This is a genomic window from Streptomyces longwoodensis (genome assembly GCF_001514125.1).
In the GTDB taxonomy this organism is placed as follows: Bacteria; Actinomycetota; Actinomycetes; order Streptomycetales; family Streptomycetaceae; genus Streptomyces; species Streptomyces longwoodensis.
The window spans coordinates 33,422-51,402 of the sequence record NZ_KQ948550.1 but is presented as its reverse complement, the minus strand read 5'-3'; the positions used below and the strand labels follow the sequence as shown (position 1 = coordinate 51,402).

At 74.1% G+C, this 17,981-nt stretch carries 13 protein-coding genes and 2 pseudogenes; 12 read left to right on the top strand and 3 right to left on the bottom strand.

Annotated elements, in window-relative coordinates; genetic code table 11:
* Position 1 precedes the first annotated feature (1 nt).
* Genes AQJ30_RS05240 through AQJ30_RS05190 form a run of 11 tightly spaced genes read left to right on the top strand, consistent with a single transcriptional unit; the run spans position 2 to position 11,586 of the window.
* Positions 2-1,243 (top strand): glycosyltransferase, encoded by a 1,242-nt coding sequence (locus tag AQJ30_RS05240; protein ID WP_067229191.1) that lies wholly within the window; start codon positions 2-4, stop codon positions 1,241-1,243.
* Complete coding sequence (locus tag AQJ30_RS05235) at positions 1,240-2,475, top strand: class I SAM-dependent methyltransferase (RefSeq protein ID WP_067229188.1); 1,236 nt, start codon at positions 1,240-1,242, stop codon at positions 2,473-2,475. Before AQJ30_RS05240 ends, AQJ30_RS05235 begins: the two co-directional genes overlap by 4 nt.
* Complete coding sequence (locus tag AQJ30_RS05230) at positions 2,472-3,281, top strand: glycosyltransferase family protein (protein ID WP_067229185.1); 810 nt, start codon at positions 2,472-2,474, stop codon at positions 3,279-3,281. The genes AQJ30_RS05235 and AQJ30_RS05230 overlap by 4 nt, the downstream gene beginning before the upstream one ends.
* Complete coding sequence (locus AQJ30_RS05225; protein WP_067229182.1) at positions 3,278-3,925, top strand: PIG-L deacetylase family protein; 648 nt, start codon at positions 3,278-3,280, stop codon at positions 3,923-3,925. The genes AQJ30_RS05230 and AQJ30_RS05225 overlap by 4 nt, the downstream gene beginning before the upstream one ends.
* A 3-nt stretch (positions 3,926-3,928) precedes the next feature.
* The gene (locus tag AQJ30_RS05220) at positions 3,929-4,954 is read left to right on the top strand and encodes an NAD-dependent epimerase/dehydratase family protein (protein ID WP_067229180.1); all 1,026 of its coding nucleotides are present in this window, start codon (positions 3,929-3,931) and stop codon (positions 4,952-4,954) included.
* Positions 4,942-6,225, top strand: a complete 1,284-nt coding sequence (locus AQJ30_RS05215; protein WP_067229178.1) for a DUF4910 domain-containing protein — start codon at positions 4,942-4,944, stop codon at positions 6,223-6,225. Before AQJ30_RS05220 ends, AQJ30_RS05215 begins: the two co-directional genes overlap by 13 nt.
* A gap of 5 nt (positions 6,226-6,230) precedes the next feature.
* Positions 6,231-7,541: an MATE family efflux transporter gene (locus AQJ30_RS05210; RefSeq protein ID WP_067229175.1), complete on the top strand. Its 1,311-nt coding sequence runs from the start codon at positions 6,231-6,233 to the stop codon at positions 7,539-7,541.
* Positions 7,538-8,485 (top strand): glycosyltransferase family 2 protein, encoded by a 948-nt coding sequence (locus tag AQJ30_RS05205; RefSeq protein WP_067229173.1) that lies wholly within the window; start codon positions 7,538-7,540, stop codon positions 8,483-8,485. Before AQJ30_RS05210 ends, AQJ30_RS05205 begins: the two co-directional genes overlap by 4 nt.
* Positions 8,482-9,702: a polysaccharide pyruvyl transferase family protein gene (locus AQJ30_RS05200; protein ID WP_067229171.1), complete on the top strand. Its 1,221-nt coding sequence runs from the start codon at positions 8,482-8,484 to the stop codon at positions 9,700-9,702. Before AQJ30_RS05205 ends, AQJ30_RS05200 begins: the two co-directional genes overlap by 4 nt.
* Entirely contained in the window at positions 9,699-10,253 is a 555-nt protein-coding gene (locus AQJ30_RS05195) for a dTDP-4-dehydrorhamnose 3,5-epimerase family protein (protein WP_067229168.1), read from the top strand. Before AQJ30_RS05200 ends, AQJ30_RS05195 begins: the two co-directional genes overlap by 4 nt.
* 7 nt (positions 10,254-10,260) lie before the next feature.
* Positions 10,261-11,586 carry a glutamate-1-semialdehyde 2,1-aminomutase gene (locus AQJ30_RS05190; protein ID WP_067229166.1) on the top strand — a complete coding sequence of 442 codons (1,326 nt, stop codon included), beginning with the start codon at positions 10,261-10,263 and terminating at the stop codon, positions 11,584-11,586.
* A gap of 7 nt (positions 11,587-11,593) precedes the next feature.
* Here the strand turns inward: AQJ30_RS05190 and AQJ30_RS05185 are convergent, their stop codons facing one another.
* From AQJ30_RS05185 to AQJ30_RS05175, 3 genes and pseudogenes are all read right to left on the bottom strand, one after another.
* A complete protein-coding gene (locus AQJ30_RS05185) occupies positions 11,594-12,292 on the bottom strand; it encodes a phosphatase PAP2 family protein (protein ID WP_245726817.1) in 699 nt (232 codons plus the stop codon).
* Positions 12,293-12,381: 89 nt separating this feature from the next.
* A pseudogene (locus AQJ30_RS05180) lies at positions 12,382-13,995 on the bottom strand (M28 family metallopeptidase); the annotation flags it as partial.
* Between the two features lie 731 nt (positions 13,996-14,726).
* A pseudogene (locus tag AQJ30_RS05175) lies at positions 14,727-16,559 on the bottom strand (M4 family metallopeptidase); the annotation flags it as partial.
* A 358-nt stretch (positions 16,560-16,917) separates the two neighbouring features.
* On the opposite strand from AQJ30_RS05175, the gene AQJ30_RS05170 reads away from it, so the two are divergent.
* On the top strand, positions 16,918-17,925 hold the full coding sequence (locus tag AQJ30_RS05170; protein WP_067229158.1) for a helix-turn-helix transcriptional regulator: 1,008 nt from the start codon (positions 16,918-16,920) through the stop codon (positions 17,923-17,925).
* Positions 17,926-17,981: the final 56 nt, after the last annotated feature.

Here is a 17,981-nt window from a genome sequence, read left to right as displayed (position 1 = left end):
CATGCACGTGCTCGTGGTGCACAACCGCTACGGCTCGGCGCAGCCGAGCGGCGAGAACAAGGTCGTCGACCAGGAGGTGGCCCTGCTGCGCGAGGGCGGCCACCGGGTCGGGGTGTTCGAGCGGCGCAGCGACGACATCGCCGGCCGGTCCCTGCTGGGCAAGGCCGCGGTGCCGCTGCTGGTGCCGTGGAACCCGGGGGTGCGCACGGAGCTCGCGGCTCGGCTGCGCGCCGAGCGGCCCGACGTGGTGCACGTCCACAACGTCTTCCCGCTGCTGTCCCCCGCGGTGCTGGCCGCCTGCGCCGACGCGGGCGTGCCCGCCGTGGCGACGCTGCACAACTACACCCAGGTCTGCCCGCCCGGCACGCTGCAGCGGGAGGGGCGGCCGTGCGCCGAGTGCGTCGGGGCCACGCCGCTGCCGGCCGTGCGGCACGGCTGCTACCGGGGCTCGCGCCTGGCGACCGTGCCGCTCGCGGTCAGCCTGTCGGCCAACCGGCGGCGCTGGTGGTCGGGCGTGGAGCGGTTCCTGTGCATCTCGGCGGCCCAGCGCGACGTGCTGGTCCGCGCCGGGATGCCCGCCGGACGGCTCGCGGTGAAGCACAACTTCGTGCCCGACCCGGGCACCGTGCGCACCGAGCCCGGCGAGCACCTGCTGTACCTGGGGCGGCTCGCGGAGGCCAAGGGCGTACGGCTGCTGATGGCCGCGTGGGACGCGCTCGCCGCCGACGGCGGGGTGGGCGTGCCGCTGGTGATCGCCGGGACGGGCCCGCTGGAGCCGGAGGTGACGGCCTGGGCGGCCGGCCGGGACGACGTGCGCTACGTCGGCCTGTACGACACCGCGCAGTGCCGCGAGGCCATCGCGCGGTCGGTGGCCGTGGTCGCGCCGTCGACCTGGCTGGAGGCGTTCGGGCTGGTGGTCGTGGAGGCGATGGCGGCCGGCGTGCCGACCGTCGCCGCCGGGCACGGCGCCTTCGTCGAACTCGTCGAGGACGGGGTGACCGGCCTGCTGCACCGGCCGAACGACGCCGCGTCGCTCGCGTCCCGTCTGCGCCGGATCACGGCGGCGCCGGACGGGGGCCGGGAGATGGGGCGGGCGGCCCGGCGCCGGTACGAACAGGACTTCAGCCCGGCCGTCGGGCTGGAGCGCCTGCTGGAGGAGTACCGCACCGCGATCGCGGGGCGGTCGGCACTGGCTCGCGGTGGGGACTCCCGCGCGGGCAGGGGGGATGGGGACAGCAGATGACACGATGCCGACTGTGCGGCTCGGAGGCGATGGCCAGCGTCGTCGACCTCGGGGCCACACCACCGTGTGAGAGTTTTCTCGCCGCGGACCAGCTCGACCGGCCGGAGCCGGCGTACCCGCTGCACCTGCGGGTGTGCACCGACTGCTGGCTGGCGCAGATCCCGCCGCTGATCACACCGGAGGAGACGTTCCAGGAGTACGCGTACTTCTCCTCGTACTCGACGTCGTGGGTGGAGCACGCGCGGGCCTTCGTCGACGGCGCGGTCGGACGGCTGGGCCTCGGCCCCGACGCGTTCGTGGTGGAGGTCGCGAGCAACGACGGCTACCTGCTCAAGCACGTGGTGGACCGGGGGATCCGCTGCCTGGGCGTCGAGCCGTCGGTGAACGTCGGGGCCGCGGCGCGCGAGGCGGGCGTGCCCACGCTCACCGCGTTCCTCGACCCGGACACGGGCGCCGGGGTGCGCGCCGAGCACGGCCCGGCGGACCTGGTCGTCGCCAACAACGTGTACGCGCACATCCCCGACGTCATCGGCTTCACCCGGGGCCTGCGGGCCCTGGTCGCCGACGACGGCTGGGTCTCGATCGAGGTGCAGCACCTGCTGACGCTGATCGAGGAGAACCAGTACGACACGATCTACCACGAGCACTTCCAGTACTACACGGTCGCGGCCGCGGTCCGGGCCCTGGCGAGCGGCGGACTGGCCCTGGTGGACGTCGAGCTGGTGCCCACGCACGGCGGCTCGATCCGGCTGTGGGCCCGCCCCGAGGAGGTGGCCGGCGAGCCCAGCGACCGGGTGGCCGACGTGCTGGCCCGGGAGAAGGCCGCCGGGCTCCAGGAGCTGTCCGGGTACACGGAGTTCTCCGCCCGGGTGGCCAAGGTGCGCCGCGACCTGCTGAAGTTCCTGATCGAGGCGGCCGAGCGCGGCGAGACGGTCGTCGGCTACGGCGCCCCCGGCAAGGGCAACACCCTGCTCAACCACTGCGGCATCCGGCCCGACCTGCTGCCGTACACGGTCGACCGCAACCCGTACAAGCACGGCCGGTTCACCCCCGGCACCCGCATCCCGGTCCTGCCGCCCGAGCAGATTGCCGTCGACCGGCCCGACTACGTGCTGGTGCTGCCCTGGAACCTGCGGGCCGAGCTGGTCGAGCAGCTGTCGTACGTGCACGAGTGGGGCGGCCGGCTCGTCTTCCCCATCCCGGAACTGAGCATTGTCGAGGTGACGTCATGAAGGTCGTGCTGTTCTGCGGCGGTTACGGGATGCGGATGCGCAACGGGTCCGCCGACGACGTGCCCAAGCCGATGGCGATGGTCGGTCCGCGCCCGCTGATCTGGCACGTGATGCGCTACTACGCGCACTTCGGGCACACCGAGTTCATCCTGTGCCTCGGCTACGGCGCCCACCACATCAAGGACTTCTTCCTCAACTACGAGGAGACGACGTCCAACGACTTCGTGCTGCGCGGCGGGCGCACGGAGCTGCTGTCCACCGACATCGCCTCCTGGACGATCACGTTCGTGCAGACCGGCATCGAGTCGCCGATCGGCGAGCGGCTGCGCCGGGTGCGGCCCTACCTGGACGGCGACGAGATGTTCCTCGCCAACTACGCCGACGTGCTCACCGACGCCCCGCTGCCGGAGATGATCGACCGGTTCTCCCGGCGTGACGCGGGCGCGTCGATGATGGTGGTGCCACCGCAGTCGTCGTTCCACTGCGTGGAGCTGGGCGAGGACGGCCTGGTCGGCGGGATCACCCCGGTGAGCGAGCTGCCGCTGTGGGAGAACGGCGGCTACTTCGTGCTGCGCCAGGAGGTCTTCGACCACATCCCCGAGGGCGGGGACCTGGTCGCCGACGGCTGCGCGCAACTCGCCAAGCGGGGGCGGCTGGTGGCCCACCAGCACCGCGGCTTCTGGAAGCCGACCGACACGGTGAAGGAGCGCGCCGCGCTCGACGAGGCGTACACCCGCGGCGAGCGCCCGTGGGCCGTGTGGGAGCGGGACGACGCGGGCCGGCCCGTCGCCGTGGGGACCGCGTGATCCGGCTCGGCGCGGGACGCGTCGACCGGATCGTGGCGGTGGGCGCGCACTGCGACGACATCGCCATCGGCGCCGGCGGCACCCTGCTGACGCTCTGCCGGGCCCGGCCGGGCCTGCGGGTGGACGCGCTGGTGCTGACCGGCGGCGGCGGGGAGCGCGAGGAGGAGGAGCGGGCCGCGCTGGCCGCCTTCTGCCCGGGCGCCGACCTGCGGCTGACCGTGCTCAAGCTGCCCGACGGGCGGGTCCCGGTGCACTGGGACGAGGCCAAGGCCGCCGTCGAGGAGCTGCGCGCACAGGGCGACCCGGACCTGGTCCTGGCCCCGCGCACCGACGACGCCCACCAGGACCACCGTCACCTGGCCCAGCTGGTGCCGACCGCCTTCCGCGACCACCTGGTCCTCGGCTACGAGATCGTCAAGTGGGACGGCGACCTCGGCCGTCCGGCGGCCTACCAGCCGCTGTCGCCCGAGACCGCCGAGGACAAGGTGCGCCTGCTCCAGGAGCACTACCCCTCGCAGCGCGGCCGGCCCTGGTACGACCGGGAGGCCTTCCTCGGGCTGGCACGGATCCGCGGCATCGAATGCCACGCGCGCTACGCCGAGGCGTTCGCCGTCACCAAACTCACGCTCAACCTGGGGGGTTGAACCATGCGCGTACTCCTGACCGGACACCAGGGCTACCTGGGCACCGTGATGGCCCCGGTCCTCGCGGCCGCCGGGCACGAGGTCGTCGGCCTGGACGCCGGACTGTTCGCCGACTGCGTGCTGGGCCCGCGGCCCGCCGACCCGCCCGGGCACCGGGTGGACCTGCGCGACGTCACCGCCGAGCACGTGGCGGGGGTGGACGCGGTGATCCACCTGGCGGCGCTGTCCAACGACCCGCTGGGCGCGCTGGCGCCCGACCTCACCTACGACATCAACCACCACGCGTCGGTACGGCTGGCCCGCCTCGCCCGCGACGCCGGGGTGGGCCGCTTCCTGTACGCGTCGACCTGCTCGGTGTACGGCGCCGCCGGCGGCGACGAACTGGTCGCCGAGGAAGCCCCGTTGCGCCCGGTGACGCCGTACGCGGAGTCGAAGGTGCGCGTCGAGGACGACCTGCACGAGCTGGCCGACGGCGACTTCAGCCCCGTGTACCTGCGCAACGCCACCGCGTTCGGGTTCTCGCCGCGGCTGCGCGCGGACATCGTGCTGAACAACCTGGTGGGCCACGCGCTGCTGTCCGGCGAGGTGCTGGTGCTGTCCGACGGCACGCCGTGGCGCCCCCTGGTGCACGCGGCCGACATCGCGCGGGCGTTCACGGCCGCGCTGACCGCGCCGCGCGAGGCGGTGCACGACCGGGCGTTCAACATCGGCAGCGAGACCAACAACGTGACGGTCGCCGAGATCGCCGCGCAGGTCGCGGAGGCGGTGCCGGGCTCCGAGGTGGTCATCACCGGCGAGAACGGCGCCGACCCGCGGTCCTACCGGGTGGACTTCTCCCGGTTCCGCGCGGCCGTCCCGGGCTTCGACTGCGAGTGGACGGTCAAGCGGGGCGCGCTCGAACTCGCCGACGCCTACCGCGCGCACGGGCTGACCCGTGAGGCCTTCGAGCAGCGCTTCACCCGGCTGGCGGTGCTGCGCGCGGCGTCCGGGGCGGGCACGGTCGACGACACCCTGCGGTGGCGCGCGTGACCGGAACCGGCGAGGAGATGTACGCGCTGGTGGAGCGGATGTACCCGCTGTGCCGGAGCATCACCGGCGACGGGGTGCGCGCCACCCTGGACATCGTCGGCGAGTACATCCCGCTCCAGCGGCACGAGGTCCCGACGGGCACCCAGGTGCTCGACTGGACGGTGCCCCAGGAGTGGAACATCCGTGACGCGTACGTCGCCGACGCCACCGGCCGCCGGGTCGTCGACTTCGCCGCGTCCAGCCTGCACGTGCTCGGCTACAGCGTGCCGGTGGCGCGCACCATGCCGCTGTCCGAGCTGCGCGAGCACCTGCACACCCTGCCCGAGCACCCCACGTGGATTCCCTACCGCACGAGTTACTACCGGCCCGACTGGGGCTTCTGCCTGGCGCAGGAGACCCTGGACGCGCTGCCCGACGGCGACTACGAGGTGCGCATCGACTCCACCCTCGCCGACGGGCACCTCAGTTACGCCGAGCACGTGGTGCCCGGCCAGGTGTCCGACGAGGTGATCGTCTCCAGCCACGTCTGCCACCCGTCGCTGGCCAACGACAACCTGGCCGGCATCGCGGTGGCCACGTACCTGGCCCGGGCGCTGGCGGAGGGCACGCCGTACTACACGTACCGGTTCCTGTTCGCGCCCGGCACCATCGGCGCCATCACCTGGCTGGCCCGCAACGCGGAGCGGGTGGAGCGGGTCCGGCACGGGCTCGTGCTGGCCTGCGCCGGTGACTCGGGGCAGTTGACGTACAAGCGGAGCCGGCGCGGGGACGCGGGGATCGACCGGGTGATGCGGCACGTGCTCGACGCCTCCGGACGGCCGCACCGCGTCACCGAGTTCACCCCGTACGGCTACGACGAGCGGCAGTTCTGCTCCCCCGGGTTCGACCTCGGGGTGGGCTCGCTCAGCCGGACCCCGTACGCCGGCTACCCCGAGTACCACACCTCGGCGGACGACCTGGGCTTCGTCTCGCCCGAGGCGATGGAGGACACGCTCGCCGTGTGCCGCGAGGCGTTCTCCGTGCTGGACCGGGACCGGGCGTACGTCAACCTCAGCCCCTACGGCGAACCCCAGTTGGGCCGGCGCGGGCTGTACGACGCGCTCGGCGGCCGCAGCGACGCGAAGGAGGCCCAGATGGCGATGCTCTGGGTGCTCAGCCTCTCCGACGGCGAGCACGGTCTGCTCGACGTCGCCGAGCGGTCCGGGCTGCCGTTCGCCACCGTCGCCGCGGCGGCGGACGCGCTGCACGGCGCCGGACTGATCAAGGCGTGAGACCGATGACCACCGAGGGGGAGAAGACGGCGCCGCCGGCGCGGGAGACCGCGCCGGCCGGGCGCAGCGGCCGGCGTGCCCTCGCCGGGCGGCTGTCCTGGGGCCTGGCCGACCAGGCGGCCTCCAGCATCAGCAACTTCGTGGTGGGCGTCTACGTGGCCCGTTCGCTGGGGGTGACCGCGTTCGGCGTGTTCAGCCTGGCCTGGGTGACGTACGGCGTGGTGCTCAACGTCTCGCGCGGGCTGGCCACCGACCCGCTCGTGGTGCGCTTCAGCGGTGTACCGGAGGACTCCTGGCGGGCGGCGGTGGTCCGCTCGACGGGGACCGCGCTGGGCGTCGGCACGGCCATCGGCGCGGTCTGCGCGGTGGCCGGACCGGCGGTCGGCGGCCGGGTGGGGCCCGCGTTCCTGTGCCTCGGCCTCACGCTGCCGGGGTTGCTGCTGCAGGACGCCTGGCGGTTCTCGTTCTTCGCGGCGGGCGCCGGGCGCAAGGCGTTCGTCAACGACCTCGTGTGGTGCGTGGCGCTGGTCCCGGCCATGGTGGTGGCGGCCCACGTGGGCACCGTGGCCGCGTTCGTGCTGGCCTGGGGCGCCTCCGCCTGGGTGGCCGCCGGGTACGGCTGCCTCCAGTCCGGGGTGCGGCCCGGTCCGGCCCGGGCCCGCGGGTGGCTGCGCGAGCAGCGCGACCTGGGCTACCGGTACCTCGTCGAGAACGTCAGCCTCAGCGGCGCGAGCCAGCTGCGGGCGTACGGGCTCGGCGCGATCGTCGGGGTCGGCGCGGTGGGCGCGGTGCGGGGCGCCGAGCTCCTGATGGGCCCCTTCCTCGCCGTGCTGATGGGCCTGTCGCTGGTCACCGTCCCGGAGGCGGCCCGGGTGCTGCGCCAGGCCCCGCACCGGCTCCGCCCGTTCTGCCTGCTGCTGGGCGGCGGCCAGGCCGGCGCCGCGCTGCTGTGGGGCGGGGCGCTGCTGCTGCTGCCGGGCCGGCTCGGCGAGCTGGTGCTCGGCGACGTCTGGTCGTCCGCCTCACGGCTCATCGTGCCGATCACCCTCGGTGTCGCGGGCGCCGGACTGGGCACCGGCGCGGCGGCCGGGCTGCGCGCGCTCGGCGCGGCCCGGCGCAGCCTGCGCTGCCAGCTGTTCGCGTCCGCCGCCTACGTCGGCGGCGGCCTCGGCGGGGCGGCCGCGGCCGGCACGGTCGGCTCCGCCTGGGGCGTCGCCGCCGCGACCGTCGGCGGCTCGGCCCTGTGGTGGCTGCAGCTGCGGTCGGCCCTGCGCGAACGCCCCCTCCTGTCCGTTCCCGAAGTGAGGACCCCATGACCGCGCACCCCAGGCTGAGCATCGGCCTGCCCGTCTACAACGGCGAGGAGTACCTGGCCGAGTCGTTCGACGCCCTGCTGGGCCAGACGTACGAGGACTACGAGCTGGTCGTCTCCGACAACGCCTCGACCGACAGGACCGAGGACATCTGCCGCGCGTACGCCGCGAAGGACTCCCGCATCCGGTACCTGCGGCTGCCCCGGAACATCGGCGCCACCCCGAACCACAACCACGTGCTCGCCGAAGCCCGCGGCGAGCTGTTCAAGTGGGCCTCGCACGACGACCTCTACGGCCGCGACCTGCTGGAGCGCTGCGTACGGGCGCTGGACGAGCACCCGGACGTCATCCTCGCGCACACCGACCAGGCGGTCATCGACGGCGACGGCCGGGTGACGGTGCCGTACGCGTACACGCTCGCCACCGGCTCGCCGCACGCCCCGGAGCGCTTCCGCAGCCTGCTGTTCGAGCCGGGCGGCGACGACTTCTACGGGGTGATCCGGACCGACGTGCTGCGCCGGGTGAAGCCGATGGACAGCTACCACCACGCCGACCGCACCTACGTCGCCGAACTGACCCTGCACGGGCGCTTCCACCAGGTGCCGGAGCTGCTGTACTTCCGCCGCGACCACCCCACCCGCGCCGAGCGGGCGAACCCGTCCAAGCGCTCGCGGTGCGTCAACCTGGACCCGCGCCGGGCCGGGCGGCTGCACCCGACGCCCCGGCTGCTCGCCGAGTACGTGTGGGGCTTCTTCTCGGCCGTGCGGCGGGCGCCGCTGTCCCCGGCCGAGAAGCGCGAGTGCCACCGCCACCTCGCCGCGTGGCTGACCAGCCGGGCCCGGCCGGGCGCCGGCGAGCGGGTCGAGGACCGCGCCCCGGTCGACCCGGGCCGGGTGACCGTCTCCGTCGACGCGCTCGTCGCCGGCCGCGAGGGGCGACGGGCGTGAGGCGTGCGCCCCGGGTCGGGCTGTTCGGCCTGCTCGGCTCGGGCAACCTCGGCAACGACGGGTCGCTGGAGGCGGTGCTCGGGTACCTGCGCACCGCGCACCCCGGGGCGTCCGTCGACGCGCTGTGCGGCGGGCCGGAGGCCGTCACGGCCCGGTTCGGCATCCCGGCGACCCGGCTGCACTGGTACCGCGGCGAGTACCGGACCGCCTCGCGGGCCGGCGCGGTCGTCGGCAAGGGCCTGGGCAAGCTGGTGGACGTCGTCCGCACGGCCGCCTGGGTGCGCCGGCACGACGTGGTGGTCGTGCCGGGCATGGGCGTCCTGGAGGCCACGCTGCCGCTGCGGCCGTGGGGCTTCCCGTACGCCCTGTTCCTGCTCTGCGCGAGCGGCCGGCTGCTGGGCACCCGGGTCGCGCTGGTCGGCGTGGGCGCCGCCCCGATCGGCAACCGGTCGACGCGTGCCCTGGTGCGCTGGGCGGCGCGGCTGGCCGCGTACCGGTCGTACCGCGACGCCCCGTCCCGGGACGCGATGCGGGAGATGGGCGTGGACACCTCGCGCGACGAGGTCCACCCGGACCTCGCGTTCTCGCTGCCGGTGCCGCCGGCCGACCCGGTGCCCGGCTCCACGGGCCGGGTCTGCGTGGGCGTCATGGACTTCCACGGCGGCGACGACGACCGCGCCCGCGCCGACGAGATCCACACGCGCTACCTGGACGGCACGGTCCGCTTCGTGCGCGCGCTGGTCGAGGAGGGCCGGCCGGTGCGGCTGCTCACCGGCGACCGGTGCGACGCGACGGTGGTCGCGGCCGTCCTCGACGCGGTCCCCTCGCCCCTGGTCACCGCCGCCGGGACGGCGTCCCTGGCCGACCTGATGGCCGAGACCGCGCAGGCCGACGCGGTGGTGGCGATCCGCTACCACAACCTGATCTGCGCGCTGAAGACCGCGACGCCCACGCTCGCCGTCACCTACGCGGCCAAGAGCGAGGCGCTCATGGCCGGCATGGGCATGGACGCGTACTGCCACCCGGCGCGCGCCCTGGACCCCGAGCGGCTGCTCGAGCAGTTCCGGGCGCTGGAGAAGCACGCCCCCGACGTGCGCCGGACCCTCACCGAGCGCAACGCCGCCGCCGCACGGCGGCTGGAGCACCAGTTCACCGCCCTGTCCGCGGCCCTGTTCGGGACCGCCGGCCACACCCCCAGCCCGCGGGAGAGCGCATGAAGGCCATCGAGGTCCCGGAGATCGACGGCGCGTACCTGTTCGAGCCGACGCCGTACACCGACGAACGCGGCTTCTTCTGCCGCACCTTCGACGCCGACGTGGTCCGCTCGGTGGGCATCGACCCGGCCGCCTTCGTCCAGGACAGCCTGTCCCGCTCGGTCCGGGGCGTGCTGCGCGGACTGCACCTGCGCTCCGGCGCGGGCGAGGCCAAGCTGGTGCGCTGCTCGTCCGGCGCGGTCTTCGACGTGGTCGTGGACCTGCGGCCCGACTCGCCCACCTACCTGGGCCGGGCCTCCTTCGAGCTGTCCGGCGACACCCAGGTGACGCTGTACATCCCGGCGGGCTGCGCGCACGGCTTCCAGGCGCTCACCGCGACCGCCGACACGTCGTACCGCATCGACCGCCCGCACGACCCGGCCGAGGACGTGACGATCGCCTTCGACGACCCGGAGCTCGCCATCCCCTGGCCGCTGCCGGTCACGTCGATGTCCCAGCGGGACCGCGGGGCACCACGCCTCGCCGAGGTCCTGGAGCAACGCCAGAGAGGATGAAGTCGGCTTGGACACTGACCAGTTCCACCTGCCCCGCTCGCGGGCGGCGAACGAACGACTGCACAGCCTGGTCCCCGGGGGCGCCCACACCTACGCCAAGGGGGACGACCAGTACCCCGAGCACCTCGCCCCGGTCATCAGCCACGGCCGCGGCGCCCACGTGTGGGACGTCGACGGCAACCGGTACGTCGAGTACGGCTCCGGCCTGCGCTCGGTCAGCCTCGGCCACGCGCACCCGCGCGTGACGGAGGCGGTGCGGCGGGAGATCGACCGCGGCGCCAACTTCGTGCGGCCGTCGGTCGTGGAGCTGGAGGCGGCCGAACGCTTCCTGGCCACGGTGCCGACCGCCGAGATGGTGAAGTTCGCGAAGAACGGCTCCGACGCGACCACCGCCGCGGTGCGCCTGGCGCGTGCCGTCACCGGGCGATCGCGGGTCGCCCTGTGCGCCGACCAGCCGTTCTTCTCGGTCGACGACTGGTTCATCGGCACGACCCCGCTTTCCGCCGGCATTCCCGACGCGACCAACGAGCTCACGGTGACCTTCCCCTACGGCGATCTGGCCGCCACGGAGGAGCTGCTCACCCGGTACGAGGGCGAGGTCGCCTGCCTGATCCTGGAGGCCGCCACCCAGACCGAGCCGCCCGCCGGGTACCTGGAGGGCCTGCGCGCCCTGGCCGACCGGCACGGCTGCGTGCTGGTCTTCGACGAGATGATCACCGGTCTGCGCTGGTCGGAGGCGGGCGCCCAGGGCCTGTACGGCGTCGTCCCCGACCTCTCGACGTTCGGCAAGGCGCTGGGCAACGGCTTCGCCGTCTCCGCGCTGGCCGGGCGCCGCGAGCTGATGGAGCGGGGCGGGCTGCGGCACTCCGACGACCGGGTGTTCCTGCTGTCCACCACGCACGGCGCGGAGACCCACTCCCTGGCGGCGGCGATGGCCGTGCTGCGGACCTACGTCGAGGAAGGCGTCACGGCCCGTCTGCACGCCCTCGGCGAGCGCCTGGCCGCCGGGGTCCGCGAGGCCGCGGCCGCCATGGGCGTCGGCGACCACGTCGTCGTGCGGGGCCGGGCCAGCAACCTGGTCTTCGCCACCCTCGACGAACGGGGCCGCCCCTCGCAGGAGTACCGCACGCTGTTCCTGCGCGGCCTGCTCGCGGGCGGGGTGCTGGCGCCGTCGTTCGTGGTGAGCAGCGCGCTCGACGAGGCGGACATCGAGCACACGGTGGACGCGGTGGCCCAGGCGTGCGCGGTCTACCGCAAGGCGCTGGACGCCGGCGACCCGACGCCCTGGCTGGGGGGCCGCCCGGTGAAGCCGGTGTTCCGGCGCCGGGCCTGAGGCGCCGTCAGCTGGGCCGCCGGCCGGGCGGGCGGCCGGCCAGCCGGTCGACGAGGCGGGCGGTGGGGGGTGTCACCGCCAGCGCGGTGCACCAGCCGCCGAGGGCGTCCGTCGGGTAGTGGGCGCCCAGGGCGACCTGGGCCCAGCCCATGGCGGCCCCGGCCGCCAGGGACGCGCCGAGCACGAGGGCCGTGCCGGCCGCCCTGCCCGAGCGGCGCCGGCCGGTCACGACCAGCGCCACCGCGAGGGCCAGCGCGGTGGCGAAGGCGGTGTGCCCGCTCGGGTAGGACAGGTTGCCGGGGCCGTGGATGGTGCGGCCCACCACGTGCTTGAGCACGGTGGCCGTCCCCACGGCCGCGCACGCGGCGGCGACGACGAGCACGGCCCCGCGGGGCCGCCGCAGCAGCAGGCACCCGGCCACGAGCGCCCCGACCAGCAGCACGGACCCGGCCGGCTCCCCCAGGAAGTCCAGGACCCGGGCGGGGTACCGCCAGGGGGGCCGCACGCTGTCCGCGGCCGGGTCGACGAACCACCCGTCGACCCGCCCGGGCGCGCCGTGTCCGGCGTACATCATCCCGAGCACGGCGACCACGAGCGCGGCGAGCACGGCGACGGTCCCGAGGAGCGGGCGCAGCGGGGGCGGCAGCACGGCGTCCGCGGACCCCTCGCGCGCCCCTGGTGCCGTCCTGGTGGTCGCTCCCCCCACGGAGCCCTCCCCTGCTCACCCCCGGCCCCGGACGGGAGCCACCGGCCACCCTAGCCAACGGGCGGACCGGTGGCAGCCCCGCCGCCGGCTCAGCCGGTCGTCAGGGTGGCGTCGTCGACGACGAAGCTGGTCTGCAGGCTCGCGTCCTCGGTGGCCGTGAAGGTCAGCGTGACCTGCCGGCCGACGTACGGGGTGAGGTCCAGGCTCCGCTGCGTGTAGCCCGCGGCCGCGTTCGCGTTGGAGTACGACTGCTTCGCGGTCCCGTCGACCTTGACCTGGAAGGTGTCGTAGGCCGTGGAGCCCGACTCGGCGGTGTCGACGTGCAGCCAGTACTTCAGCGTGGCCGTGGAGCAGCCGGCCGGGATCGTCACCGTCTGGGTGATGGCGTCGGTGGCCGCGTAGCCGTAGCCCGCCAGCCACGCGTACCGGGTGCCGGAGTGCGCGCTCTGGCCGCTGAAGGTGCCGATGGCGCCGGTGTCACCGGTCCACGGCGACGTGCCGCTCTCGAAGCCGCCGTTGGAGATCACCTGCGTGGCCGTGCAGCCGCCCGAACCGGTGACCGTCAGCGTGAACGGGGCGGTGTGGGAGGTGGTCCCGGTGCCGGTGACCGTGAGGGTGTACGTGCCGGGCGGGACCGAGGAGCCGACCGTGACCGTCGCCGTCGAGGAGGCGCCGGAGGTCACCGAGGCCGGGCTGAAGGAGACCGTGACGCCCGACGGGGCGCCCGAGGCCGACAGGTTCACCGTCTGCGCGGAGCCGTTGGTGGTGGCCGTGGACACCGTGGTGGTCAGGGAGGTGCCCGGGGCGGTGCTGCCGGAGGCGGGGCTCACCGCGAGGGAGAAGTCGTTCGCGGGGACGGTCGTCGAGACCGCCTGCGTCCACAGCGTGTAGGCGACCCCGTCGGCGCTGCGGTCCAGGCCGGTGGCGTTGATGTTGGCGGTGGTGTCGCAGGAGGAGTGGTAGCAGCTGTCGTACGCCGCGCCCGCCGTGCCGCCCCACTTGGCCGCCTGCGCCGAGGTCTTGCGGGCGCTCGCCCCCATCGCGTAACCGGAGGTGGGGATGCCGTAGTTCTCGAAGGAGTAGTCGTCGGAGCGGCCGGCGCCCTCGACGTTCTCCTCGGGCTGGAGGTTCAGCGAGTCCCAGTACGCCTTCATCGGCGCGGCGGCCGCCGAGGTGATGTGGTTGATGAAGTAGCCGCCGTTGCGTGAGGCGACCATGTCGAAGTTGTAGTACGCCTTGATCGCCGAGCGCTGCGCGCTGGTCAGCGAACGGGCGTAGAAGTCCGAGCCGTTGAGGCCCTGCTCCTCGTCCGTCCACCAGCCGAAGCGGACGCGGGCCGCCATGGTGGGGTTGGTCTCCGCCAGTTTCAGGGCGACTTCGAGGAGGGTGGCGCTGCCGGAGCCGTTGTCGTTGATGCCGGGTCCGGCGGCGACGCTGTCCAGGTGGGAGCCGAACATGTAGACCTTCGACGCGTCGCCCTTGGGCCACTCGGCGATCAGGTTGGGGCCGGCGCCGCTGGTGCAGCCGGACGTGCAGGCCTGCTCCGAGACGGTGTAACCGGCCGCCTGGAGCTTGCCCTTCACGTAGGCGACCGAGTCGCGGTAGCCCTGGCCGGTCGACCTGCGGGTGCCGCCGTTGCGGCCGGCGATGGCGTTCAGCTCGGTCAGGTGCGCCTGCACCTTGGTCACGTCGATGTCGGGGGCGGCCGCGGCGAGCGCGGCGGCGGCCGGCGGGGTCGCGGTGCGGTGGCTGTCGGGGGCGGGCGCGGCGCTCGCGGGCAGCGCGGCGAGGCCCAGGGTCGCGGCCAGGGTGAGGCCGGTCAGGGTCAGGCGGGCGGGGGTGCGGCCGGCCGGGGTGGAGCTGGTCGGGACGAATCGTCGGAACACCGTGTGTCCTTCGTGAGGTGGCGGAGGGCGGGGGGCGGGGCGTGGGTGGCGCCCCGCCTCCCGCCCGGCGGTGTCAGCTCGTGGTGTCAGCTCGTGGTGAGGGTGGCGTCGTCGACGACGAAGCTGGTCTGCAGGCTCGCGTCCTCGGTGGCGGTGAAGGTGAGGGTCACCTGCTGCCCGAGGTACGGGCTGAGGTCGAGGCTGCGCTCGGTGTAGCCGCCGGCCGCGTCGGCGTTGGAGTACGACTGCTTCGCCGTGCCGTTGACCTTGACCTGGAAGGTGTCGTACACCGTGGAGCCCGACTCGGCGGTGTCGATGTGCAGCCAGTACTTCAGCGTGGCCCGGGTGCAGCCGGCCGGGACGGTCACCGTCTGGTTGAGGGTGTCGGTGGCGGCGTAGCCGTAGCCGGCGAGCCAGGCGTAGCGGGTGCCGGAGTGCGCGCTCTGGCCGCTGAAGGTGCCGATGGCGCCGGTGTCACCGGTCCACGGCGACGTGCCGCTCTCGAAGCCGCCGTTGGAGATGACCTGGGTGGAGGTGCAGCCGCCCGCGCCCTTGACGGTCAGCTGGTACTGCGCGGTGTGGTGGGCCACGCCGTCACCCTGGACGGTGATCGTGTAGGTGCCGGGGACGGCCGAGGAGGTCGTGGCGACCGTCATCGTGGCGCTGGCGCCGGAGGTGACGGAGGCCGGGCTGAAGGAGACCGTGACGCCCGCGGGGGCGCCGGTGGCGGTCAGGGCGACGGTCTGCGCGCTGCCGCTGGTGGTCGTGGTGGCGACGGTGGCGGTCGTGGAGGCACCCGGGTCGACGCTGCCCGTGGCGGGGGTGACCGTCATCGAGAAGTCCTGGCCGGGCGTGCCGCTGCAGGTGGGGTCGCCGGTCTGCGCGGGGACGCTCACCGCGTCCCAGGCGGCCTTGGTCCGGGTGAACAGGCCGCAGGTGGCGTCCAGGTTCTTCGCCGCGGTCAGCGTCGCGGTGCGGTACTTCTTGTAGGTCATGCCGCTGGTCTTCAGCAGCATGCCGCCGTAGAAGACCTTGCCGGCGTTCTGGATGCCGATGCCGGTGACCGTGGAGCTGTTGCAGGTCGGGCTGGAGGGCTTGCCGCCCCCGGGGCTGGAGCCCTCGGCCAGCAGGTAGAACCAGTGGTTCAGCGGGCCCGCGGCCGCGTGCACCTCGGTGCTCGGGATGGCGGAGGACCAGCAGTTGGGGTCGCCGAGCTTGGAGGGGTCGTACATGTTGCGGATCGGGCCCTGGCCGACCAGGTTGATCATCTCGCCGACCAGGTAGTCGCCCGGGGTGTCGTACGGGGCGGGCTCGCCCGCGTAGGCCTCGGTCAGCGCGCCGAAGATGTCGCCGGTGCCCTCGCCCAGGCCCGCCTCGTTGTTGGCGCCGCCGGGCGTGTACTGGTCGATGCCGTGGCCGAACTCGTGGGCCGTGACGTCCATCGCGGCGATCCACTCGTTGGCGTTGTTGTGGCCGATCGAGATGCTGGAGCCGTCCCAGTAGGCGTTGACGTCGTTCAGCCCGACCTTGACCGGCCAGCTGCGGCCGTTGCCGTCATGGCCGTTGCGCCCCAGCCAGTCCCGGAGCATGTTCCATTCCTTCTGCGCCCCCCACATCGCGTCGACGCAGCCGGTCTCCTTGCTGGTGGGGTTGCCGGTGCCCCAGGAGTCCGTGGACTTGGTGAAGACCGACCCCGTGCTGTAGTCGGAGCAGGTGAGCCCGGGGCGGTTGGGGTCGCGCAGGGAGTACGAGCCGCCGGAGGCGGTGGTGTCGATGGACAGCGGGCTGGGGCCGTTCCACTTGCTGGTGCCGCTGCCGGCCCGCACGTCGTCCTGGGTGCCCAGGACCTTGCCGGTGAGGGCGTCCACCCAGACGTGCAGGTGGCTCGGGGCGGTCCGGGTGGCGCCGGTCACCACGGTCTCCCAGGCGAGGCGCGCCCGGTCGCCGGCCACGCGGACGACGAGGCGGGGTGCCTGCGCCTCGCGGACGGTCGGGAGCTGCGCACGGCTGGTCCGTTCGGCCGTGGCCGCGCTGACGCGGGCCGTGGTCGCGACCGCGATCTTCGCCTTGGTGGCCGAGGAGGCGGCGCGGACGCGGCCCTTGCCGTCGGCCAGGACCACGGCGTCGCCGCCGACGACCGGCAGGCCGCGGTAGGTGCGCTCGTAGGCGATCGAGTAGAGGCCGCCGACCCAGGGGGTGACCTGCCCCCGGTCGTACCGCTCGGAGGGGCCCTTGGCCAGGGCGTCGAATCCGCTGGTGGCCGCCTTGTCGGCGGCGGCCACCGCCAGGCTGCGCGGGGTGGGCGCCGGGTCGGATCCGGCGGCCGTGGGTGTGTCCGCCGCGAAGGCGGTGGCGGGTATGACCGCCGCGCCGAGGGTCATCGCCAGCGCGACGCCGACGAGGGTGTGTCTTCTGGGCACCGTGGCTCCTTGTGGGGTGGTGATCCAGGTGGGCGGTCCGGCCCCCGGTAAATCATGCGCATGTCAATCAGGGAGTCGAGGTGCCGGACCGGTTCTGAGGTCTGCCCCCGCCCCCTCGACGGCCTCCGGTACTGCGTGGACGGGGAGTTGCGCACCGGAACGCGAGGAGTTGGACGGGCGGCGAAGAGACTAGCGACAGGCCGCCCTGCCGGTCCTGTCCGAATTCGGCGCGTCCGCTACCGGCCAGTGCCATTGCCGGGCATATCCGGCCGGACCGCGTCTCTGGCCCCGCCCCGACGGGCGCCCGTAAGGTGCCCGCATGCGTGCGGCAGAGAACCCTCGGGGCAGTCGGCAGCCCACCGCCCCGGAACCCAGGGAGGCCTACCTGGCCCTGCTCGAGCGGATCGCGGCGTCGGGGGCACGGGACTTCACGGCGGAACAGGGCGAACTCAACGAGATATCCGCCGAGTTAGGACGGTGGCTGAGGGAGCGGCGGCTCGTGGACCCGGGCGGTGAGCGGCTCAACCCGCCGGAACGGGCCATGCGCACCGTCCTGCTGGAACACGGGCGGCGGCTGCGGGAGACGGCCGAGGAACTCGGCCGCGAGACCCGGGCGCTGGAGGACCTGCTGTCCCTGCTGACGGCCCCGCGGCACGCCTCCCGGGAGGCCGTGGAGCTGGAGTACTTCACGGACCGCTCGCTCACCCGGCAGCGGCTGGAGGCCCTGGACTCGGTCGGCACGGACGAGTTCCTGGCGATGCGCAACGGCTTCCCCGACCCGCGGGTCCTGGAGTCCAGCCTCACCGCGGACCTGGACATGCTGGCGCGCGGGGTCAGGATGCGGATGCTGACCTCCCAGCAGGCCGTGCGCTCACAGGCCTCCGCCCGCTACCTCCACGCCCTCGCCGAGGCCGGGGGGGAGGTGCGGGTCGCGCCCACGGTGCCGCTGCACATGAACATCCTGGACCGGGCGACGGTCGTCATCGGAGCCGGACCGGGACCGCAGGGCGAGGGCGGCGACATCATCCTGCACAGCGCGCGTGTCGCCCAGGGCTTCGTCAAGGTCTTCACCCACGCCTGGGACCCGGCCCAGCCGCACACCGAGCGCCAGGCCGCACGCGGGCGGGCCGCCTGCGAACTGTCCGCGCAGGAGCGTGAGGTGCTGGTCCTGCTGGCCACCGGGGCCAAGGACGAGACCATCGCCCGCCGGCTGGCCTGCTCCGACCGCACGCTGCGCCGCCTGCTGAACCAGATCATGGAGAAGCTGGGCGCCTCCAGCCGGTTCGAGGCCGGGGTGACCGCCGCCCGGCTGGGCCTGGTGAGCTGAGGACGGCCCCGCCGGGGCACGGGCGGAACCCCGGCCGCCGCACGGCCGGGGTTCCG